Genomic DNA, 20,202 nt, shown 5'->3' with positions numbered 1-20,202 from the left:
GCCGTTGCCTTTTGGCTGGCCGAAAAAAACGTGCTCCGGAAACTCCAGAGCACGCTGTCGGCTTCAGTCGGCGATTTTATCTCTATTGGCGTGTTTATCTTTCAATTGCCAGGGCAACACCCTGACCACCACCGATACATAGCGTCGCCAGGCCTTTCTTGGCGTCACGGGCGATCATCTCATGCAGCAAGGACACCAGCACACGGCAGCCTGAAGCGCCGATGGGGTGACCCAGGGCGATGGCGCCACCGTTGACGTTGACCTTGCTGACATCCCAGCCAAGCTCTTTATTGACCGACATCGCCTGGGCGGCGAACGCTTCGTTGGCTTCCACCAGGTCCAGATCTTCCAGGCTCCAGCCGGCTTTCTCCAGGCAACGACGCGTGGCCGGTGCCGGGCCGATGCCCATGATGGCCGGGTCGACGGCGGCGTTGGCGTAACCGGCAACACGAGCCAGCGGCTCAAGCCCGAGTTCCTTGGCCTTTTCGGCGGAACAGATCATGACCACGGCAGCGCCGTCGTTGAGCGAGGAGGCATTGCCCGCGGTTACCGTACCGTCCTTCTTGAAGGCAGGCTTCATGCCGCCGAGTTTTTCCGCCGAAACTTCACGCGGATTCTCGTCGGTATCGAAGATAATCGGGTCGCCTTTGCGCTGGGGAATTTCCACCGGCACGATCTGGCTCTTGAAGCGCCCATCCTTGATTGCCTGGGCGGCGTTGTGTTGAGACTGGGCGGCGAACTCGTCCATCTCCTCACGGGTGATGCCGTATTTCTCCGCCAGGTTCTCGGCGGTGACGCCCATGTGGTAGTTATTGAACGCGTCCCACAGACCGTCATGCACCATGGAATCGATGGCTTTCCAGTCGCCCATGCGCTGGCCATTACGGGAATTGGGCAGCACGTGGGGCGACAGCGACATGTTCTCCTGGCCGCCGGCGAGTATCAGGTCGGCGTCGCCGCAGCGGATGGCCTGGGTGGCCAGATGTAGCGCCTTCAGGCCTGAGCCGCATACCTTGTTGATGGTCATGGCGGGAACCGAGTCGGGCAGTCCTGCCTTGATCGAGGCCTGGCGTGCCGGATTCTGCCCAGCGCCAGCGGTAAGGACCTGTCCCAGCAGGACTTCATCCACTTGCTCCGGGGAAACACCGGTGCTGGCGAGAATATCCTTGATCACCAAGGCGCCGAGATCGCTGGCGGGAATGCCGGCCAGGGAGCCGCCAAAGGAACCGATGGCGGTACGACGTGCAGCAACAATCACCACTTCTTGCATGGGATGACTCCTGAATATTGTAGAGCGGGGCGCAAGTGTGCGCCCGGTTGGCGTACTTTCTACAGCATAGGGGAAGGTTGTGCGCTGCGGCAATACGCTTTTTTGGCCATATTGCTCGGAGGTTGGTAAGGCGTGGCCAGTCTTGAAAAAAGGGCCGAGCATGTCGACCCGGACGGGAAAGCAAGCGTGGTGCCTGGTCAGGCCAGTTGGACGGGAATGGCGTTGCTGGTGTGACTGACCACATTGCCTTCCTGTAGATAGACCAGAGCGGGCTGATGGGCGTCGAGCTCTGCCTCGCTGTAATGGGCGTAACTGCAGATGATGATGCGGTGCCCGGGTGACGCCAGGTGAGCGGCGGCTCCGTTGATGGAGATCATCCGCGAGCCTTCTTCACCGCGTATGGCGTAGGTCGTGAAGCGTTCGCCGTTTTCCACGTTGTAGATCTGGATCTGTTCGTTTTCGCGAATACCGGCCATATCCAGCAGGTCGCCGTCGATCGCGCACGAGCCCTCGTAGTTGAGGACGGCATGGGTGACGCGTGCCATATGGAGCTTGGCCTTGAGCATGATGGTGTGCATTGAATGTCCTGTTGTAGCGACTTGTTGTGGCGAACTTGGTGGCTTTCGCCGGGTTAACCGGCCGGCGCGGCGGACGGCAGGCAGACACCGAGGTTGTCGATCAATCGTGCCGGTCCCAGTTGCGCCGCGACCAGCAGAACGGCATTGCGAGTGGCGGGAGTCACGGGGCCGAGCAGAGGGTCGCGCAGTTCGAGATAGTCGGGAACGAATCCGGCATCGTGCAACGCTTCGCGGCCCTGCTGGAGCACTGCAGATGCGGGCTTGCCGGCTTCCAGGTCCTGGCGTAAGCGTTGCAGCGTCCGGTGGAGCTGTGGCGCGATGGCGCGCTGGGAGGCATCGAGATAGCCATTGCGCGAGGACAGCGCGAGCCCGTCCTCGGCGCGGACGATAGGCACGCCGACGATCTCGACCGGCATGTGCAGGTCGCGCACGAGCTTGCGGATCACCGCCAGCTGCTGGTAATCCTTCTCGCCGAAAAAGGCGCTATCCGGTTGCACCAGGTTGAACAGCATGGTGACCACCGTCGCCACGCCATCGAAATGGCCGGGCCGGGTCCCGCCACACAATCCTTCGCTGACACCGGGTACATGCACACGGCTCTGCTGCTCGAGCCCAAAGGGGTAGAGGGTAGCGGTGGTGGGCGCGAACAGCACGTCGCAATCGTTGGTCTCGAGCTGTTGCTGGTCTTCGGCGAAAGTGCGCGGGTAGGCGTCGAGATCCTCCCCGGGGCCGAACTGCATGGGATTGACGAACAGGCTGGCGACTACCACGTCCGCATTGCGCCGAGCGCTCTCCACCAGCGTTAGATGGCCAGCGTGCAGGTTGCCCATGGTAGGGACCAGGGCGATGCGCTGGCCACGGCGGCGATACTCGCCCAGCGCATCACGCAGGGCCTGGATGTCTCGTAAGGTGCGCATCACAATTCCAGATCGAAACGTTGGTCAAGAATGGACATTGAATTAGAAGCAGTGCTCGGGGGCGGGAAAGGCGCGTGTCTTTACGGCATCGTGATACTGCGTGAAGGCGCCCTGGATGGAAGCGGCTTCTGTCATGAAGTTCTTCACGAAACGCGGCGTACGCCCATGGGTGACTCCCAGCACGTCATGCATGACCAGAATCTGGCCGTCGGTATCGGGTCCGGCGCCAATGCCGATGACGGGGACATCCAGCGCTTGTGTGACGGCTTTGCCCAGGCTGGCCGGCACGCATTCCAGTAGAATTACCGACGCGCCCGCCTCGACGAGGATCCTGGCATCGTTGATGATCCGCTCGGCCTGCTCGGCGTCGCGTCCCTGCACCTTGTAGCCGCCCAGCTGATACACCGTCTGCGGGGTGAGACCGAGGTGGGCGCATACCGGAACCCCGCGGCGGGTCAGCTCACGAATTCCTTCCGCCATCCACGCTTCGCCCTCGAGCTTGACCAGTTCGGCACCGGCGCGCATCAGCGCTCCGGCATCGTTGAGCAGCCGCTCGGTGCTGGTATTGCTCATGAAAGGCAGATCCACCATCAACAAACTGGCCGTTTTACCCCGTGCCGCGCAGCGGGTGTGGTAGCAGATGTCATCAAGGGTAACGGGAAGCGTACTGTTATGGCCTTGCAGCACCATGCCCAGGGAATCGCCCACCAACAGCACCTCGATGCCGGCTTGACTGGCGGTATGGGCGAAGGAAGCGTCATAGGCGGTCAGGCAGCTGAACGGCTCGCCGGCGCGTTTGAACGCCTGCAACGTGCTCAGGGTGACGGTTTTCATGGCGTGCTCTCGTATTTTCAGCGGTCGGCGCGACATTGGCGTCCAACCATAATGGGAATCGCCGTCGTGGTGCGGACACCTGGAGGCGTAGCCGGTGATTGTTACCTGAATGCATTGCCGGTGTCGAGTGACGGTGCGGAAGGAGCGCTATGAAGGGTTCTGTCGAGAGGGACCGGGTGCTGGTCAGTAGACAAGGCGTCGAGCCAGGCCTGGAGCGGTCTTCCTTGCAGCGACAGGTTGGGAGCGAGCTCCTGTAGTGGCAGGAGGACGAAGCCGCGCCGAGTCATTTCCGGATGGGGGAGCGTCAAGCGGGGCAGGGCCAGCGTTTGTTCGCCGTACAGCAGCAGGTCCAGGTCCAGAGTGCGCGGCCCCCAGCGCCTGGGACGTCGGCGGCTATGATGCTGTTCCAGCGCCTGGAGCTGATCGAGCAGGGCCAGCGGTGAGAGCCGAGTTTCCAGCCGGGCAACGGCGTTGATGAAATCGGGCTGGTCCTGAGGGCCGACCGGGCGGCTGCGATAGAGTTGCGACGAGCTCACATGGCGAGTCACGGGAAGGTGGCGCAAGGCTTCCAGTGCCTGGCTCACTTGATCCACGGGATCATCCAGATTGCTGCCAAGCCCGATATAGACGCTTTGCGGTGGATAGCGCCCCATTCTAATCGCCCTGAGATGGCCGGGGTTTACGCTTACGCCGTCTTTTGCGCCGCCCCTGACCCTGGCTGGCGGGGTCGCCTCCGGCTTTCTGCAACAGACGACGCTGTTCGTGCTCATCGCCTTTTTGAAAGGCCGTCCACCAGTCGCCGAGCCCTGGCTCCAGCTCTCCGGCCTGCTCGCGCAGCAGCAGCAGGTCATAGGCAGCACGAAAACGGGGGTGCTCCCGGGTCTGGAAGGCCCGCTTGCCGCGTAGTTGGGGCAAGCGCTGCTGCAGTTCCCATATTTCGCGCATGGGCATGCCGAAGCGCTTGGGAATGGAGGTATGCTGAAGCTGGCGCGAGATTACTTGCTGGGCGGCGGCCTGAAGCGCGGGTATGGCCGGCATGCCCTCCTGTTCGAAAATGGCCTGGCGCTGAAGTACCGGCGCCCACAAAAAGGCGGCCAGCAGAAAAGCTGGGGTCACCGGGCGCTCTTCGGCGATGCGCTTGTCAGTATTTTCCAGCGCCAGTTCGATCATGCCCTCGAACCAGGGGAGATCGACCATGGCCTCTTCGGCTTCGGGGAAAAGCATGGCGAACAGGCCGTATTCGCTCAGCAGACGGAACGTGGCTAGGCCGTGACCGGCCATGAACAGCTTGAGTACTTCGTCGAATAGGCGCGCCGGAGGAATCTGCAACAGCAGCGGGGCACAGTCGGCGAGCGGCGCCTCGGTGGCCGGGTCGAGGGTGAAATCGAGCTTGGCGGCAAAGCGAATCGCCCGCAACATGCGTACCGGATCCTCGCGGTAACGGGTCTCGGGTTCGCCGATCAAGCGCAGGGTTCGCGACTCGATGTCCCGGACTCCGCCGGCGAAATCATGAATCGAGAAATCCGCGATGCTGTAGTAGAGCGCATTGATGGTGAAATCCCGCCGGATGGCGTCTTCTTCGATGCTGCCCCAGACATTGTCGCGCAACAGCAGGCCGGCATCGGATTGCTGAGCTAGATGGCCGCCGTGCTCATCGCTGGGCTTGCCGCGGAAGGTGGTGACCTCGATCACCTCACGGCCGAAACGCACATGGACGATACGAAAACGGCGACCGATCAGCCGCGAATTGCGAAACAGGTCGCGCACCTCTTCCGGGGTGGCATTGGTGGCGACATCAAAGTCCTTGGGCATCTTGCCCAGCAAGGCATCCCGGATGCAGCCGCCCACAAGATAGGCGTCGAACCCCGCTTTATGCAGGCGGTACAACACTTTGAGGGCAGCTTCACTGAAGTGCTGGCGGGAAACCGGGTGCTCTTCACGCGGGATCACTTGGGGCACCAGGGGGCCGGGTGGGTTTCCCTGGGGTTCGAACAACGTCTTGATGTGCTCGCTCGGACTTTGCAGGAAACGGGTAAATCCTTTGAACATGCGGCGATATCGACTCGCGGAGTGCGGAAAAATAAATGGGTTGCAAGCGGGAGAGTGTAGCCGACCCCCAAGGGCTTGCAAAGCTTACCCGGTAATTGAACGCTCGGGTAAGGTAGAAAGGTAACTCTCGGATATAGAAAAAGGAGGCCTCGAAGGCCTCCTTTTTTAAGCGAACAATCAGCATCCATGCTGCTGTTTTTCTTCGTGATGGCACATCGCCCTGAATACGCACCGCAGTCGACACTCGCAAGGCGACCGCCTCGTATTCAAAACAATAATCCAACCGCGACTGCTTCTCTCTCCGGCGAGTTATTGTTATTGCCGGGTGTACGCGATACGACAATTGTTATTGTTGGCTGTCGTTGGCGCACGTCGCGTCCTGTCTAGGGCATTCCACTACTCTGTTTTGTTATTGTTCTGCCACTGCTTGATATTCTTGGCATTGGCATAAGTGGATGAGATGGCATGCCTTGTTGTTATTGCTATGGCTATCTCATTGACTGCCCGAGCTTGTTGTTTTTATTGCCCAGGCTTTGTCGGGACTGAAGGAAGTTGTTGTTGTTTGCGCTCAGCCGCGTTGCCCACATTTTTCTGTTCTTCTTGCCCAGTAATATTGCACTCGCTGTGCCACCAAGTTCTTTATTCATATATTTCATGCAGATAAGAAGCTGTAAGAGAAGCGGGGCGGAGAGCTGGCTGGGAAGTGTTACCGCAAAACCGTGTTTTCGAATGTTGGGTGTGTGGGGAAGTAACAGATGTTGGGGTAACAGTCGGAAAGGGAGCAAAAACTTCGTAATTCAAGGTCTTAGACGTTAGTGCAATGGCCGGCTGATAAGCCGGCCATTGCACTAACCGGCCGCTGCGTTCAAGAGGGTCGGCGCGTCGTTTTCTTGCGCGGGATTCCCAAGCGCTGACGGCGCTCCCAGAGGTTCTTGCGGCTGATGCCGAGCTTCTGGGCCAGTTCGGTTTCACTCATCTGGTCCTGATGCTCGAGAACGAAGTGCTGGAAGTAATCCTCCAGGGAGAGATCGCCATCGGCATCGCTATCTTCGCTGGCGCCGGGTGTCGCCGGTGCAGGAGTGGGCCGGGGCGGCGAGGGCGCAAGGCCCAGATCGTCGGAATGGATCAGATGCCCTTCGGCAAGGATCACGCCCCGTTCCAGGGCATTCTCCAGCTCCCGCACATTACCCGGCCACGGATAATCGTGAAGATCCTGTCGAGCGGCGCGTGACAGGCGCAAACCTTCACGGCCATGCCGCTTGCAGGCTTTTTCGAGCAGAATATCGGCGATCTTCAGCACGTCGTCTTCGCGCTCGCGCAGCGGGGGCAGATCTATCTGCATCACATTCAGGCGATAGTAGAGGTCGAGGCGGAATTCGCCGCTTTTGGATAGCGCGCGAAGGTCGCGGTGGGTAGCGGCAATGAGGCGCACGTCGACATGGCGGGTTTCCACCGAGCCGATCTTGCGGATCTCGCCTTCCTGAAGCACCCGCAACAGGCGTGCCTGGGCATCCAGCGGCAATTCGCCGATTTCGTCGAGGAACAGGGTGCCCCCGTCGGCGGCTTCGACCAGGCCGGTACGGGCGGCGCTGGCACCGGTGAAGGCACCTTTTTCGTGACCGAATAGCTCGGACTCGATCAGCGTTTCCGGTATCGCCGCACAATTGACGCAGATAAGCGGAGCGCCAGCACGCTTGCTTTGCTGGTGCAGTGCTCGGGCGACCAGCTCCTTGCCAGTCCCCGACTCGCCCTGGATCAGTACCGTGACATCGGCGGGAGCGGTCTTGCTGATTCGCGTATAGACCTGCTGCATGGCGGTACAGTCGCCGATCATCGGTTGGCGGCAGCCGCCCTCGACGGTAACGGCCGGTGGCACGCTTTCCAGGCTGGCGCGTTGATGCAGAATGCGCGCCACCGTTTCCAGCAGCTCATCGTGGTCGAAGGGCTTGGCGACGTAGTCCACCGCCCCGAGCTTCAGGGCGTCCACCGCCGAGCGCATGCTGGCGTAGCTGGTCATGATCAGCACCGGGATCGGTGCCGCCGCCGCGATCAGTGCCGTACCCGGATCGCCGGAAAGTCGCAGGTCGCTGATGATCAGGTCGAATTCATCGAGCGCCAGCGCCCGGGCCTCTTCCGCGCTGCCGGCCTCGCTGACCGCATAGGATTGGCGCTCCAGCAGGCGACGCAGGGCGCTACGAATGATGGCTTCATCTTCAACAATCAGTATTCGGCGCATGAGCGAGCAGGGCATCCTGTGGGTAGAGCGGCAGCCACACCCTAAGGCGGGTGCCGCGGTTGTCACCGGGAACGGGAGAAAAAATCTCGATTTTCCCTTCATGCTCGGCCACGATCTGATAAGCCAGCGACAGGCCGAGACCGGTTCCTTTCCCAGCGCTCTTGGTGGTGGTGAACGGCTCGAACACGTGCTCGCGGATGGCCGGGTCGATGCCGGGGCCGTCATCGGTCACTTGCCACCAGGCCTGAGCCCCTTGCGCGCCGGCTTCGATAATGACTCGACCACCTGCAGCGCAGGCATCGCGGGCATTGCTCAGCAGGTTCACCATCACTTGCATCAGCCGCTGGGCGTCCCCCCTGACCGTCAGGTCGGCGGGACAGGCGTTGATGAATTCCACATCCTCGCCCGAGCGTGCCAGGTGGATCAAGTGCAAGGCTTCCCGGCTGATGCTGGATAGCGAAGCTGGCGTATCGGGTAGCGGTGTCGCCTGGCGGCCGCCATGGGCGAAACCGACCAGCGAATTGACGATGCGCGTTACCCGTTCGGTGAGTTGCTGGATCTGGTTGGCGGTTTCCAGAAGTGCCGGATCGTCCGTATCGTAACGCAGGTTTTGCGCCAGGGAGGAAATGCCGGTGATCGGGTTGCCGATCTCATGGGCCACCCCCGCCGCCAATTGGCCGATGGACGCCAGGCGAGCGGCATGCACCAGTTCATCCTCCAGCCATTTCATTTCGGTGTGATCCTCGATCAGGATCACGCTGCCTCCACGGCTATCGTGGTCGCTGAGCACTGCCTTGTGCAACGTGAGAAAGCGCGGTCGTCCTTTTATCGTGGCCGGCTGCTTGTACAACGGGGTGCGATCGCCGGTGAGCGCTCTGCCGAGCAGGTCCGGCCAGGGAGCGGGAAGACTGTCGCGTCTTGCGCCGATGATGCTGTCGCCTTCGATGCCGGAAAGCTCGGCCAGGGCATCATTCCACATGACCAGCTCGTCATCGTCACCGAAGATGCATAGCCCCAGCGGCAGGTGTGACAGCGTACGGCGGTGATGGCGGCGCAGGCCATCCAGCTCCCTGGCCAGGCCGGTCAGGCGTGAACGATAGGCCTCGAGGCGGCTTTCGACGAAATGAATGTCGTCGGTGGCGGTACTGCCGTCGTGACGGTAGGGCAGGTAGCGGTCGACGATATCCCGCGCCACCGAGGGTCCCATCAGTCCCGAAAGGTTGGCCTGGATGCGGTCGCGCAAGCGACGCAGGGCATAGGGGCGGCGCTCGTTCTCCTCCAGGCCCAGGGCTTTCAGGGCCCGGGTGACCTCTCGCCGGGCTGCGTCGTCACCTAGCGCTTGGGCCAGTTGGTGGGGGAAATCGGCAGCGGTGACGGCTTCCAGTGGCAGGCGCTTGGAGCGGATGACGGCGTCCACCGAGCAAGCTTCGGCCGCGGCTTTCTCTCCTGCGGAGGTGCGGGTAAACAGCGAAACGGTCATCAGCATGATCAGGTTGCCGGCCAGTGATATCAGCGTGATCTGATACCAGTGGGGCGTCTGGGCCAAGGCGTCCAGAGGAATCGGCAGGGTTGGCAGGGGGAGCTCGAACAGCAACGGTAACCACAGGCCCCATAGCCATATGGCAATTCCTGCGGCCAGCCCCGCTATCATGCCGTTGCGATTGGCGCCCGGCCAGTACAGCAGCGCCAGCATGCCGGGCAGGCACTGGGCCATGCCCACGAACGCCGTCAATCCCAGGGCGGTCAGGTCATGGTTCACTCCCACGGTGCGATAGAAGACCCAGCCGCCCAGCACCACGGCGACGACCAGACCCCGACGCAGCCAGCGCAGCCAGCCGTAGAGGTCGGGGCGCGCTTCCGGCGGGTGCGCCACCAGCACGATATGGTTGAGGATCATCCCCGACAGGGCCAGGGATATGATGATCATGGTGCCACTGGCGGCGGCCAGGCCGGCGACGAATGCCAGCGCCCCCACCCACCAGCTTTGCGACAGGGCATAGGCGGCGTAGGCGGGAGCCAACGGCTCGGTGCTGCCCTGCGCCTGGGCGGCCCAGAGTATCAACGGAACCGGAAGCGCCATGAGCAGGAGGAACAGCGGCAACGTCCAGCCGGCCTGCAACAAGGTACGCCGCGACAGGGTTTCGGCGAAGGTGATATGGAACATGTGCGGCATCAGAAAGGCCGCGGCAAAGAACAGCAACAGCAGGGTGCGCCACTGGGTCGGGTCCAGGCGTGGCGTGGCTGCCTGTGTCGCCAACCCCGGCCCCTGCAGCCACTGCTGGAGATCCGCCGGGCCGTCGAAGACCACAAACAGGGCGACGAGTCCCAGCCCCAGCATGGCGGCCAGCTTGACGATGGACTCGAAGGCGATCGTGGCCAGAAGCGTATCGTGACGGGCATGGAGATGGCTGTGGCGAGCGCCGAACACCACCGCAAACAGGGCGATGCCGCTACACAGGGATAACGCCACCCAGCCGGGGTTGGCGATGCCGGTCATGTGCTGAATGGCTTCGCCCAGGGTTTTGACCTGCAAGGCGAGAAGCGGTAACACCGCGAGGAGGCTGATCAGCGTAATCAGGGTGCCGGCCCAACGGGTACGGAATCGAAAGGCGAACAGGTCCGCCAGTGACGCCAACTGATAGGTTCGCGTGATGCGCTGGATGGGTACGAGCAGCACCGGGGCCAGCAGAAAGGCGCCAGCAATGCCCAGGTAATAAGCCAGATAGCCGTATCCGGCACTGGCGGCCAGCTCCAGGCTGCCATACACCGCCCAGGCGCTGGCGTAGACCCCGAGAGCCAGGGTGTACACCGCCGGATGACGGACGATGCGTACCGGAATCCAGCCGCGTTCCACCCCCAGGCCGCAGCCGAACAGCAGCGCAAGGTAGCCGAAACCGAGCGCCAGCAGCGCGATCAGCTCACCGCTCATCCAATTTCCTTTTCTGTTCCAGCCACAGGCTCAGGGCGATCAGCCCGCCCCAGATCGCAAAGGGCCGATACCAGACGACGTCCGGGTCCCCCCAGCCGCTCATCAGCAGCGGTGAAAACAGATAGCCGCTGAATACCAGAAACAGCATGATCCGATAGACGTACATACGCGATTACTCCTGGGCGTGTGTCGTTTGCACGCGGTGGGGTGACGGTCGCAGGGCGTCCACCCGCCAGTGGGAAATCGCCCACTGCAGTTGCGTGGCGACATCGGCCTCGGCCAGTTCGGCGGGGGGCGCCTGGTCGAGCGCCTGCAAGGCCTGGACCAGCAGGCGGCGAATCCGATCCGGCTGCTCGGGCAGGGCCGGGGCCAGATTCTGCTTGGAGAGTTTCTGGCCCTCGCTGGTCACGATCAACGGCAGGTGCAGGTAGCGAGGCTCGGGCAATCCCAGGGCGTGTTGCAGCAGCCGCTGCCAGGGCGTGTTGTCGAGTAGGTCTACGCCGCGCACCACGTCGGTGATGTGCTGCGCGCCGTCATCGACCACCACCGCCAGCTGGTAGGCCCACAGCCCATCCTTGCGCCGGAGCACCACATCGCCGAGCGCTTCCGGGTCAAGGTTCTGCACGCCGAAAAGCCGATCCGTCCACTGATGAGGACAGGCGCCCCTGTCGCTGCGCAAGCGCCAGGCCTGGGGCTTGCGCGGGTCGCACACTGCCGTGCGGCACCAGCCGGGATAGATGGGGTAGTCACGCCACTGCTTGCGCGAGCAACTGCAAGGATAGACCAAGTCGAGCTGCTCGAGGCGCTCGAGAGTCTCGGCGTAGGCCGCGTCGCGCCGGCTCTGGTACATCACCGTGCCGTCCCACTCCAGGCCGAAGCGTTCGAGCTGGCGCAAGATGGTGTCATCCGCCCCGGCGGGGCAGCGGGGTGGATCGATGTCCTCGATACGGACATACCATTCCCCACCCGCCGCGCGGGCATCGAGAAAACTTCCCAATGCCGCCACCAGGGAGCCAAAATGCAGCGGGCCTGACGGCGTGGGAGCGAAACGGCCACGATATGCGCTTGAATGCGTCATGCCTATCTCAGGGTCAGTCTCAGGGTCGGTCTCTGGGTCGAAATCTCTGGATCGGTTTCTCGGGTCAACATGCAAACGGGCACCCTAGGGTGCCCGTTCAAGTGCGCGGTTGCGATTTGCGCAAGCCTTGCCCCGGTCAGCTACCCAGCTGCTTTTCCTTGAGTTCCGCCAAGGTCTTGCAGTCGACACACAGGGTGGCCGTGGGGCGGGCTTCCAGGCGCCGGATACCGATTTCGACGCCACAGGCTTCGCAGAAGCCGTAATCGTCCTCATCGATCATGTCCAGGGTTTCGTTGATCTTCTTGAGCAGTTTGCGCTCGCGGTCCCGGGTGCGCAGCTCCAGGCTGAAGCCTTCTTCCTGGGTGGCACGGTCGGCGGGGTCGGCGTAGTTGTTGGCATCCTCCTGAAGATGCCGCACCGTACGATCCACTTCTTCCATGAGGTCCCGCTTCCAGCCAAGCAAGATCTGCCGGAAATGTTCCAGCTGTTGCTCGTTCATGTACTCCTCACCCGGGGCCGGCTCATACGGGGTGAATTTATCGAGCGTTTCTGTTTTCTGTTGCGCTGACGCTTTTTCCGCTACTGGCATGGGAGTGCCTCGTGACGATGGTGACTGCTGATCAATCCCGGCAAGGCCGAGGATTTCACGCCAAAGGGATGCTTGTTTAGCTGAAAATCGAACGCTTTGCAAGCATAATGGTGCGCTTTGATACATTAGGCTAACTCGGGTCAGCGCTGCTCGAGCGTACCCGAAAGCGTCACAATTTAAGGAAGTCGATATGGCCTGGAATCCCCGCGTCAACCTGGTTGCCCCGTTTCGGGTCATGCACTTGCTGGAACTGGCCCAGGCACGCGAAGCCGCCGGACACGATGTCATTCACCTGGAAGTCGGGGAGCCTGACTTCCCCACCCCAGCGCCGGTACTGGACGCCGGGCGGCAGGCCCTGGATGCCGGGGCCACGCGGTATACCCCGGCCGCCGGCTTGCCGGCCCTGCGTGAGGCCATTTCCCGCCACTATGCCGAGCATTTCGATGCCGTGGTGGCGCCGGAGCGAATTCTGGTCACGCCGGGCGCCTCCGGCGCGTTGCTGTTGGCCAGCCAGCTGTTGGCTGGGCCCGGCGACCGGGTCTTGATGGCAGACCCCAACTATCCCTGCAATCGCCATTTCATGGCCCTGGCCGGTGCCGAAGTGGATACGGTCAGCGTTGATGCCAGCAGCGGCTGGCAACTTGATGCATCGCTTGTCGCGCAGCACTGGCGTGAGAACACGCGCCTGGCGATGCTCGCCTCGCCGTCCAACCCCACCGGGCACACCCTGGAAGCGGGGCCGCTCAAGGCCGTGATCGACCAGGTTGGCCAACGCGGCGGGCATCTACTGGTGGATGAAATCTACCAGGGTTTGAATTACGACTCCGTGCCGCTTTCCGCCACCGCGCTGACACCGGATGCCTTCGTGGTGAACAGCTTCTCCAAGTATTTCGGCATGACGGGCTGGCGCCTGGGTTGGCTGGTGGCGCCCGAGGCGGCGGTGGAACCCTTGACCCGGCTGGCCCAGAACGTGTTCCTGGCCGCGCCGACTCCCTCGCAGCACGCCGCCCTGGCCGCTTTCACACCCCAGAGCCGGGAAATCCTCGAGCATCGGCGGGCCGTTCTCAAGCAGCGCCGCGATACGCTGCTTGCCGGGCTGGCGCCGCTGGGGCTGGCTCCCACCCTGGCGCCCCAGGGCGCTTTCTACCTGTGGCTGGATATTTCCCGCTATAGCCGCGATAGCCAGACGTTCTGCCAACGGCTGTTGGAGGAGGAGAACGTGGCGATCACGCCGGGCATCGACTTTGCCGTGCGGGGAGGGGAGCACCATGTGCGCATCGCCTTTACCACCGAGGAGGCGCGGCTGGAGGAGGCCGTGGCCCGTCTGGCACGCTTTGTGGAACGCTTGTGATGGTGGCTTACCCGCCACTGGTGCCCGGGGTGCTGTTGCGGCGCTACAAGCGTTTTCTGGCCGATATCCGCCTGGACGATGGGCGCGAGGTGCTGGCGCACTGCCCCAATACCGGTTCCATGCGTGCGGTCAACGTCCCGGGTAGCCGCGTGTGGCTCTCCGCCAGCGACAACCCCAAACGCAAGCTGGCCTGGACCTGGGAATTGATCGAGCTGGCGCAAGACGACGGCACCACCGCCCTGGCCTCGGTGCATACCGGACGCACCAACCGCATCGTCGAGGCCGCCTTGCAGTCTGGTGTCGTGACTCCCCTGAAGGGGTATTCCGAGCTGCGCCGGGAGGTCAAGGTGAATGACGCCCGACTGGATTTCAAACTGGCGGATGCCGAACGGGGAGAGGCCTACGTAGAAGTAAAACAGGTCACCTTGAAGGAGCCGGACGGCCATGGCTACTTTCCCGATGCGGTAAGCGTTCGTGGCACCAAGCATCTGGCGAGCCTGGCCGAGTTGGCAAAGGCAGGACGCAGGGCCGTGCTGCTGTTCTGCGTGGCCCATGAAGGAATCGACGACGTCGCTGCCGCCGAACATATCGACCCGGTCTATGCCCGGGCGCTGCATGAAGCAGCCAGGGCGGGAGTGGAACTGCTGGCATATCGCGTGAGTTTCACCCGCCAGCAGGGGCGGCCGGAAGGCGTTGCTCTGGCCGCCCCTGTGCCGATCCGCTGGGCCTAGTTGAGCTTATCGCTTGCGCCGCTATCGTGTCCGCTCCAGTACTATCGCTCCAGATAGAAGCGTTGGATAAAGCTGATCTCGACGGGCTCGGCATTGCGGTCGTAACGTACGTCGAGATCGAAGCGCATGGGCTCGTCCTCGCGGATGCGGAAGGTGGCGAGATGATACGTCGAGTCACCGTCGTGGACCGTACGGAAGGCCAGGTTCTGGGCTTCCCCGGTCAATCCGCTGACCGTTCCCTCGACGCCGGCATTGACCGCTCGTGTATCGCCTTCCTCCTGAACCTCACGGACGCTGACATTGAGCAGCGCCAGCCCCTGGCTGCGCTGGATGTTGTTGGCTTGCGCCACTTCCGGCGTCAGGAAACTGGTGTTGACGGCATTGTAGTGGATTTCAAAATCGCCCACCTGGGTGTACTGCTCGGCCAGGGCGGGGCCGCCCAATCCCAGTGTCAGGGTGAGGGCGAAACTGGCGCGTGCCAGGAAGCGACGTAACATTCCAAGGTCTCCTGTAGACAAGTTAAGGTCGGCGGCGGACGCGGAAGATGGCGATCTCGCCGAACAGATTGGGCCAGAGGCGTGAAGACCAGTGGCCTCGGTGGTCCCCCACACCGACGGCGCGATCGACGATCATCAGACCCTTCTCACGGCACAGGTGTTCAAAATCATTGAACGTGGAGAGGTGAATATTGGGCGTGTCGTACCAGGCGTGGGGCAACGACTTGGAAACCGGCATGTAGCCGCGGATACCCAGGTACACGCGGTGACGCCAGTAGGCGAAATTGGGAAAGGTGATGATGCCCTCCCTGGCGACACGCATCATCTCGTCGAGCATCCTGTCCGGGCGGCGTAGCGCCTGCAGCGCCTGGGTCATGATCACCAGGTCGTAGGTATTATCGGCAAAGCTGCCCAGGCCGTCGTCCAGGTTGTGTTCGATGACGCTGACGCCCCGTGACACACAAGCGGTAAGTCCGTCGGGGTCGATCTCCAGGCCGTAGCCGGTAACCTGCTTGCGGCGCGACAGGGTATCCAGCAGCACACCATCGCCACAGGCGAGATCGAGGACGTGAGCGCCTTCGGGCACCCAGTCGTAAATCAGTTCCAGATCCGCACGCATCATGATATCTCCGGTAAGCCCAAGTCGCGTGCGACCCGGTTCATGTAGGCGCTGAAGACGGCGCAATAGCGCGGCTCCGGAAGCAGGAACGCATCGTGGCCGTGGGGCGAATCGATATTGGCGTAGCTCACCGGCTTGCCGGCGCTGATCAGAGCATCGACCAGTTCGCGGGAACGCGAGGGAGGGAAGCGCCAGTCGGTGGTGAAGCTCACCACCAGAAATGGGCACTGGGCCGGTGCCAGGGCACGGGCCAGGTCACCGCCGTGAATGGCGGCGGGATCGAAGTAATCCAGCGCCTTGGTCATCAGCAGGTAGGTATTGGCATCGAAGGTGGTGGAAAAGGCATCGCCCTGGTAGCGCAGATAGGACTCCACCTGAAACTCGACGTCGTAACCGAAATTGAGATCTTCGCTGCGCAGGTCGCGGCCGAACTTGTGACCCATGGCGTCTTCCGAAAGATAGGTGATATGCCCCACCATGCGCGCCAGCTTCAGACCCCGCTTGGGCACGGTGTGCTGTTCGCCGTACCAACCGTCATGAAATTCGGTATCCGAGCGAATGGCTTGGCGCGCGACTTCGTTGAAGGCGATGTTCTGCGCGGAAAGCCTCGGTGTGGCGGCGATCACCACCGCATTGGCGACCCGTTCGGGGTAGGCCATGGTCCACTGCAGAACCTGCATGCCGCCCAGGCTGCCGCCCACTGCGGCGGCAAAGCGCTCGATGCCCAGGTGATCCGCCAGGCGCGCCTGGCTTTTGACCCAGTCGCTGACCGTGACCATGGGAAAGTCCGGCCCCCATTGGCGCCCGGTTTCCGGGTTGGGACTGGTGGGGCCGGTACTGCCGTGGCAACCGCCGAGATTGTTCAGGGAAACGACGAAGAAATGATCGGTATCGATGGATTTGCCGGGACCGATATGGGCATCCCACCAGCCGGGCTTGGCTTCATCGGCACTGTGGTAGCCCGCCGCATGATGATGGCCGGACAGAGCATGGCAGATCAGCACGGCGTTGCTGCGCTCGGCATTCAAGGTGCCGTAGGTCTCGTACACCAGGTCGTAGGCTGGCAGCACCTTGCCGCAGGCCAGCGGCAAGGGGGTGTCGAAATGGGCGATCTGCGGGGTGACGAGACCGACGGAACTCCGTGGCAGGGGCTCCGAGGCGGTAACAGATGAGTCAGGCATCAAGAAATCCGTGTCCAGCAGGAAGTGTTAATCATAAGCCGACCAGAGCGCCGGAAATACCCGCCGCACGAATCAACGACCCCACCACGAGGCCATCGATCAGATTGATCGCGATGAAAACCACGATGGGAGAAAGATCGATCATGCCCAGCGGCGGAATGACCTTGCGCACCGGCGCCATGATCGGCTCGACCAGTTGCATCACTAGCATCGCCCCCGGATGGTTGGCATTGGGCGCGACCCAGCTGAGGATGATCATGACGATCAGGGCAAAGAAGTAGATCTTCAGAATGGCATTGGCAAGGGCCGCCACCCCGGCGATGAGCAACCCGGCGACAGGCGGGAAGCCGACACCGATCACCTGGAAGATCGCCACCATGGTCAGCACCTTGAGCACGAAACCGGCGGCTAGCGTGGCCAGGTCGAAGCGGCAGGCCACCGGGCCGAGAAAGCCCTGAAACAGTCCGACCACCGGCTGGGTGATCTTCACCACCGACTGGCTCAGCGGATTGTAGTAGTCCGCTCGCGACGCTTGCAGCAGAAATCGCAGCATCAACAAGAATAGGTAAATGTTGATCAGGGTGTTGACCAGCATCAGGCCGGCACTTCCCAATTGGTTGCCCATGAGGCACCTCCATTACAGTCCGTTGGCGTTTATTCGCCGCTGAGTTCCTTGGCCATTTCCTGGGCGCGGGCGGCGCAGGCCTGCATGGCGTCTTCGATGATGTCGCGCAGGTGGGCGCTTTCCATGTGCTCGATGGCGCGTTCGGTGGTTCCGCCGGGCGACATGACGTTCTTCTTCAGGGTGGCGGGGTCGCTTTCACTCTGAGCGGCCATGCGTGCCGCACCCATTGCCGTCTGGATCGCCAGGCGTCTTGCCGTGTCAGCGGGAAGGCCGAGGCGTGTCCCGGCCTCTTCCATGGCTTCGAACATCAGAAAGAAATAGGCGGGAGCGCTGCCGGAAACGGCGGTGACGGCATCCAGCAAGGCTTCCTCTTCGACCCATTCGACGATACCCACGGCTTGCATGAGCTGGGTGGCATCCTGGCGCTGCTGCTCGCTGACCGCCGCATTGGCGAATAGGCCGCTGGCGCCATAACCCACCAGGGATGGCGTATTGGGCATACAGCGTACCACGGCCAGGCCGCCACCCAGCCAGCCGTCGATGGTGTCTGCATCGAGTCCGGCAGCGATCGAGATGACCAGCGGCCGTTCGCGCTGAATGCTGTCGCGAAGCTCCTTGCACACGTCGCGCATGATTTGCGGCTTGACCGCCAGTACCACGATATCGGCACCGCTTATCGCCTCTTGATTATCGGTATGGGTAGTAATGCCGTAGCGTGTCTTGACCGGCGCCAGCATGGATTCGCTGGGGGAGGTGGCGGTGATGGCCGCCGGGGATACGCCGCTGTCGATCAGGCCGCCGATGATGGCGCCCGTCATGTTGCCGGCGCCGATGAAGGTGATGTTAGTCGCCATGTAAGTTTTTATGTCCTGTTGAGAGGATTGCCGCCGGCAGTACCGGCATGAAAATTACGTTTCGCTTGCGCTGCCGCGTGCGCCAAAGATGGCCGTGCCCAGGCGGACCAGGGTGGCGCCTTCGAGTATGGCGGCTTCCAGGTCGTCGCTCATGCCCATCGAGAGAGTATCCAGGGGCGCGTCGGGAAACGCTTGCTTGAGCTGCAGGAAGGCCTCGCGCAGGGCGGCCAGCGGTTTGCGCTGGGCTTCAAGTGTCTCTGTCGGTGCGGGAATCGTCATCAGGCCGCGTAAATTCAAGTTCGGCAACCCGGCGATCTCGCTCGCCAGTTGCGAAAGCTCGTCGAGTGATACACCTGACTTAGAGGTTTCCCCGCTCATATTGACCTGAATGCATACGTTCAAGGGGGGCAACTCTGTCGGGCGCTGTTCGCTGAGCCGCCGGGCGATCTTGGCACGGTCGACACTGTGTACCCAGTCGAAGCGTTCCGCGACGGCGCGGGTCTTGTTGGACTGCAGGGGGCCGATAAAATGCCAGACGAGCCCCTCGAGATCGGCGAGCTGGGCCTGCTTGTCCAGCGCCTCCTGCAAGTAGTTTTCGCCGAATTCGCGCTGGCCGAGCTGCCAGGCCTGGCGGATCATGTCGGCGGGCTTGGTCTTGCTTACCGCCAGCAGTCGCGCGTCGTTGATCGGTCGTCCGGCGTTTTCCAGTGCCACATGCAGGCGTTCGCGAGCAGCGGCGAGTGACTCGGGGAGCGCGATGTCTGTCATACTCAATCAACCTTACCGCAGCTGGGGAAGTGGAATGGATATTACCGAACTGCTGGCGTTTTCGGCAAAACAGAATGCGTCGGACCTGCACCTGTCGGCGGGCCTGCCGCCGATGATACGCGTTGACGGCGATATTCGCCGACTCAATGTTCCCGCCATGGACAATAGCGAGGTGCGCAAGCTGATCTACGACATCATGGGGGATCGCCAGCGGCGTGACTATGAAGAGCACATGGAGACGGACTTTTCCTTCGAAGTGCCGGGGGTGTCGCGGTTTCGCGTCAATGCCTTCAACCAGGCGCGTGGCGCTGGCGCGGTATTTCGCACCATCCCCAGTCAGGTCTCGAGCATGGCGGATCTCGGCCTGGGGGAGGTGTTCGAGCGACTGGCGATGTTGCCCCGTGGGCTGGTACTGGTGACGGGTCCAACCGGTTCGGGTAAAAGCACTACCCTGGCGGCGATGATCGATTACATAAACGACAAGCGCTTCGAGCATATCCTCACCATCGAGGACCCGGTCGAGTTCGTGCATACCAGCAAACGTTGCCTGATCAACCAGCGTGAAGTGCATCGCGATACCCATGGTTTCGCCCAGGCGCTGCGCAGCGCGCTGCGTGAAGATCCGGATGTCATCCTGGTGGGTGAGTTGCGCGACCTGGAAACCATTCGTCTGGCGCTTACCGCAGCGGAAACCGGCCACCTGGTCTTCGGTACACTGCACACCACCTCGGCGGCCAAGACCATCGACCGCATCATCGATGTCTTCCCCGGCGAGGAGAAGGCCATGGTGCGTTCGATGCTGTCGGAGTCGCTGCAGGCGGTAATATCGCAATCGTTGCTCAAGCGTCAGGGCGGCGGGCGCGTGGCGGCCCATGAAATCCTTGTCGCCACAGCGGCGGTGCGTAACTTGATCCGCGAAGACAAGGTGGCGCAGATCTACTCCGCTATCCAGACCGGCGGCAACCTGGGCATGCAGACACTGAACTCCTCGTTGGAACGGCTGGTGAAAGAGGGTGTGGTCAGCGTCGAAGAGGCACAAGCCCGTGCCAAGGGCGACTTGGCTTTATAGAGGCCTGCCGTCAGTTAGCGCGAAGGA

The 20,202-nt window shown here is 62.2% G+C and carries 20 protein-coding genes; 3 read left to right on the top strand and 17 right to left on the bottom strand.

The genetic code is table 11. The annotated features are described in order from the left end of the window. Positions 1 to 94: 94 nt before the first annotated feature. The 11 genes from R5M92_RS13100 to dksA all read right to left on the bottom strand — a co-directional run bounded on the left by R5M92_RS13100 (position 95) and on the right by dksA (position 12,480). On the bottom strand, positions 95 to 1,270 hold the full coding sequence (locus R5M92_RS13100; protein ID WP_346796399.1) for an acetyl-CoA C-acetyltransferase: 1,176 nt from the start codon (positions 1,268 to 1,270) through the stop codon (positions 95 to 97). Between the two features lie 197 nt (positions 1,271 to 1,467). After that, positions 1,468 to 1,848: an aspartate 1-decarboxylase gene (panD, locus tag R5M92_RS13095; RefSeq protein ID WP_346796398.1), complete on the bottom strand. Its 381-nt coding sequence runs from the start codon at positions 1,846 to 1,848 to the stop codon at positions 1,468 to 1,470. A gap of 53 nt (positions 1,849 to 1,901) precedes the next feature. After that, positions 1,902 to 2,765: a pantoate--beta-alanine ligase gene (gene panC, locus R5M92_RS13090; RefSeq protein ID WP_346796397.1), complete on the bottom strand. Its 864-nt coding sequence runs from the start codon at positions 2,763 to 2,765 to the stop codon at positions 1,902 to 1,904. 42 nt (positions 2,766 to 2,807) lie between these two features. After that, positions 2,808 to 3,599, bottom strand: a complete 792-nt coding sequence (panB, locus tag R5M92_RS13085; protein WP_346796395.1) for a 3-methyl-2-oxobutanoate hydroxymethyltransferase — start codon at positions 3,597 to 3,599, stop codon at positions 2,808 to 2,810. A 101-nt stretch (positions 3,600 to 3,700) separates the two neighbouring features. Then, positions 3,701 to 4,252: a 2-amino-4-hydroxy-6-hydroxymethyldihydropteridine diphosphokinase gene (folK, locus tag R5M92_RS13080; RefSeq protein ID WP_346796394.1), complete on the bottom strand. Its 552-nt coding sequence runs from the start codon at positions 4,250 to 4,252 to the stop codon at positions 3,701 to 3,703. Position 4,253: 1 nt separating this feature from the next. Continuing rightward, positions 4,254 to 5,648, bottom strand: coding sequence for a polynucleotide adenylyltransferase PcnB (gene pcnB, locus R5M92_RS13075; RefSeq protein WP_346796393.1), 1,395 nt, complete (start codon positions 5,646 to 5,648; stop codon positions 4,254 to 4,256). Positions 5,649 to 6,513: 865 nt separating this feature from the next. Further along, positions 6,514 to 7,884 carry a sigma-54 dependent transcriptional regulator gene (locus R5M92_RS13070; RefSeq protein ID WP_346796392.1) on the bottom strand — a complete coding sequence of 457 codons (1,371 nt, stop codon included), beginning with the start codon at positions 7,882 to 7,884 and terminating at the stop codon, positions 6,514 to 6,516. Next, positions 7,862 to 10,813, bottom strand: a complete 2,952-nt coding sequence (locus R5M92_RS13065) for an ATP-binding protein (RefSeq protein WP_346796391.1) — start codon at positions 10,811 to 10,813, stop codon at positions 7,862 to 7,864. Before R5M92_RS13065 ends, R5M92_RS13070 begins: the two co-directional genes overlap by 23 nt. Further along, positions 10,803 to 10,979, bottom strand: coding sequence for a hypothetical protein (locus R5M92_RS13060; RefSeq protein ID WP_346796390.1), 177 nt, complete (start codon positions 10,977 to 10,979; stop codon positions 10,803 to 10,805). Before R5M92_RS13060 ends, R5M92_RS13065 begins: the two co-directional genes overlap by 11 nt. A gap of 6 nt (positions 10,980 to 10,985) precedes the next feature. Beyond that, a complete protein-coding gene (gene gluQRS, locus R5M92_RS13055; protein ID WP_346796389.1) occupies positions 10,986 to 11,891 on the bottom strand; it encodes a tRNA glutamyl-Q(34) synthetase GluQRS in 906 nt (301 codons plus the stop codon). 136 nt (positions 11,892 to 12,027) lie between these two features. Then, the gene (gene dksA, locus R5M92_RS13050; RefSeq protein ID WP_346796388.1) at positions 12,028 to 12,480 is read right to left on the bottom strand and encodes an RNA polymerase-binding protein DksA; all 453 of its coding nucleotides are present in this window, start codon (positions 12,478 to 12,480) and stop codon (positions 12,028 to 12,030) included. 190 nt (positions 12,481 to 12,670) lie between these two features. Here dksA and R5M92_RS13045 point away from each other — a divergent pair, with 190 nt between their 5' ends. Both R5M92_RS13045 and sfsA read left to right on the top strand, forming a co-directional pair. Beyond that, complete coding sequence (locus tag R5M92_RS13045) at positions 12,671 to 13,831, top strand: aminotransferase class I/II-fold pyridoxal phosphate-dependent enzyme (RefSeq protein WP_346796387.1); 1,161 nt, start codon at positions 12,671 to 12,673, stop codon at positions 13,829 to 13,831. Next, positions 13,831 to 14,562 carry a DNA/RNA nuclease SfsA gene (gene sfsA / locus R5M92_RS13040; protein WP_346796386.1) on the top strand — a complete coding sequence of 244 codons (732 nt, stop codon included), beginning with the start codon at positions 13,831 to 13,833 and terminating at the stop codon, positions 14,560 to 14,562. Before R5M92_RS13045 ends, sfsA begins: the two co-directional genes overlap by 1 nt. 41 nt (positions 14,563 to 14,603) lie before the next feature. On the opposite strand, the gene R5M92_RS13035 is transcribed toward sfsA, so the two are convergent. From R5M92_RS13035 to R5M92_RS13010, 6 genes are read right to left on the bottom strand one after another with little or no spacing between them, the layout of a single operon-like run. Next, on the bottom strand, positions 14,604 to 15,059 hold the full coding sequence (locus R5M92_RS13035; RefSeq protein ID WP_346796385.1) for a DUF4426 domain-containing protein: 456 nt from the start codon (positions 15,057 to 15,059) through the stop codon (positions 14,604 to 14,606). 22 nt (positions 15,060 to 15,081) lie between these two features. Further along, on the bottom strand, positions 15,082 to 15,678 hold the full coding sequence (gene metW / locus R5M92_RS13030; RefSeq protein WP_346799367.1) for a methionine biosynthesis protein MetW: 597 nt from the start codon (positions 15,676 to 15,678) through the stop codon (positions 15,082 to 15,084). Next, positions 15,678 to 16,859 (bottom strand): homoserine O-succinyltransferase MetX, encoded by a 1,182-nt coding sequence (metX, locus tag R5M92_RS13025; RefSeq protein WP_346796384.1) that lies wholly within the window; start codon positions 16,857 to 16,859, stop codon positions 15,678 to 15,680. Before metX ends, metW begins: the two co-directional genes overlap by 1 nt. Positions 16,860 to 16,890: 31 nt before the next feature. Continuing rightward, the gene (locus tag R5M92_RS13020) at positions 16,891 to 17,484 is read right to left on the bottom strand and encodes a YggT family protein (RefSeq protein WP_346796383.1); all 594 of its coding nucleotides are present in this window, start codon (positions 17,482 to 17,484) and stop codon (positions 16,891 to 16,893) included. 29 nt (positions 17,485 to 17,513) lie between these two features. After that, positions 17,514 to 18,338 carry a pyrroline-5-carboxylate reductase gene (gene proC / locus R5M92_RS13015; RefSeq protein WP_346796382.1) on the bottom strand — a complete coding sequence of 275 codons (825 nt, stop codon included), beginning with the start codon at positions 18,336 to 18,338 and terminating at the stop codon, positions 17,514 to 17,516. A gap of 54 nt (positions 18,339 to 18,392) precedes the next feature. Next, complete coding sequence (locus tag R5M92_RS13010) at positions 18,393 to 19,106, bottom strand: YggS family pyridoxal phosphate-dependent enzyme (RefSeq protein ID WP_346796381.1); 714 nt, start codon at positions 19,104 to 19,106, stop codon at positions 18,393 to 18,395. A gap of 34 nt (positions 19,107 to 19,140) precedes the next feature. On the opposite strand from R5M92_RS13010, the gene R5M92_RS13005 reads away from it, so the two are divergent. Continuing rightward, positions 19,141 to 20,175 carry a type IV pilus twitching motility protein PilT gene (locus tag R5M92_RS13005; RefSeq protein ID WP_346796380.1) on the top strand — a complete coding sequence of 345 codons (1,035 nt, stop codon included), beginning with the start codon at positions 19,141 to 19,143 and terminating at the stop codon, positions 20,173 to 20,175. Positions 20,176 to 20,202 lie beyond the last annotated feature (27 nt).

It is taken from the genome of Halomonas sp. Bachu 37 (assembly GCF_039691755.1).
GTDB lineage: Bacteria > Pseudomonadota > Gammaproteobacteria > Pseudomonadales > Halomonadaceae > Vreelandella > Vreelandella kashgarensis.
The sequence above is the reverse complement of the archived record's forward strand: the minus strand, read 5'-3'. Positions and strand labels throughout refer to the sequence as shown.

Coding starts and splice junctions, on each gene's coding strand:
- R5M92_RS13065 (WP_346796391.1), bottom strand. CDS start 10,813: ATGAGCGGTGAGCTGATCGCGCTGCTGGCGCTCGGTTTCGGCTACCTT.
- metX (WP_346796384.1), bottom strand. CDS start 16,859: ATGCCTGACTCATCTGTTACCGCCTCGGAGCCCCTGCCACGGAGTTCC.
- gluQRS (WP_346796389.1), bottom strand. CDS start 11,891: ATGACGCATTCAAGCGCATATCGTGGCCGTTTCGCTCCCACGCCGTCA.
- folK (WP_346796394.1), bottom strand. CDS start 4,252: ATGGGGCGCTATCCACCGCAAAGCGTCTATATCGGGCTTGGCAGCAAT.
- panB (WP_346796395.1), bottom strand. CDS start 3,599: ATGAAAACCGTCACCCTGAGCACGTTGCAGGCGTTCAAACGCGCCGGC.
- R5M92_RS13100 (WP_346796399.1), bottom strand. CDS start 1,270: ATGCAAGAAGTGGTGATTGTTGCTGCACGTCGTACCGCCATCGGTTCC.
- panD (WP_346796398.1), bottom strand. CDS start 1,848: ATGCACACCATCATGCTCAAGGCCAAGCTCCATATGGCACGCGTCACC.
- panC (WP_346796397.1), bottom strand. CDS start 2,765: ATGCGCACCTTACGAGACATCCAGGCCCTGCGTGATGCGCTGGGCGAG.
- pcnB (WP_346796393.1), bottom strand. CDS start 5,648: ATGTTCAAAGGATTTACCCGTTTCCTGCAAAGTCCGAGCGAGCACATC.
- proC (WP_346796382.1), bottom strand. CDS start 18,338: ATGGCGACTAACATCACCTTCATCGGCGCCGGCAACATGACGGGCGCC.
- R5M92_RS13010 (WP_346796381.1), bottom strand. CDS start 19,106: ATGACAGACATCGCGCTCCCCGAGTCACTCGCCGCTGCTCGCGAACGC.
- R5M92_RS13020 (WP_346796383.1), bottom strand. CDS start 17,484: ATGGGCAACCAATTGGGAAGTGCCGGCCTGATGCTGGTCAACACCCTG.
- R5M92_RS13070 (WP_346796392.1), bottom strand. CDS start 7,884: ATGCGCCGAATACTGATTGTTGAAGATGAAGCCATCATTCGTAGCGCC.
- R5M92_RS13045 (WP_346796387.1), top strand. CDS start 12,671: ATGGCCTGGAATCCCCGCGTCAACCTGGTTGCCCCGTTTCGGGTCATG.
- dksA (WP_346796388.1), bottom strand. CDS start 12,480: ATGCCAGTAGCGGAAAAAGCGTCAGCGCAACAGAAAACAGAAACGCTC.
- R5M92_RS13005 (WP_346796380.1), top strand. CDS start 19,141: ATGGATATTACCGAACTGCTGGCGTTTTCGGCAAAACAGAATGCGTCG.
- R5M92_RS13060 (WP_346796390.1), bottom strand. CDS start 10,979: ATGTACGTCTATCGGATCATGCTGTTTCTGGTATTCAGCGGCTATCTG.
- sfsA (WP_346796386.1), top strand. CDS start 13,831: ATGGTGGCTTACCCGCCACTGGTGCCCGGGGTGCTGTTGCGGCGCTAC.
- metW (WP_346799367.1), bottom strand. CDS start 15,678: ATGCGTGCGGATCTGGAACTGATTTACGACTGGGTGCCCGAAGGCGCT.
- R5M92_RS13035 (WP_346796385.1), bottom strand. CDS start 15,059: ATGTTACGTCGCTTCCTGGCACGCGCCAGTTTCGCCCTCACCCTGACA.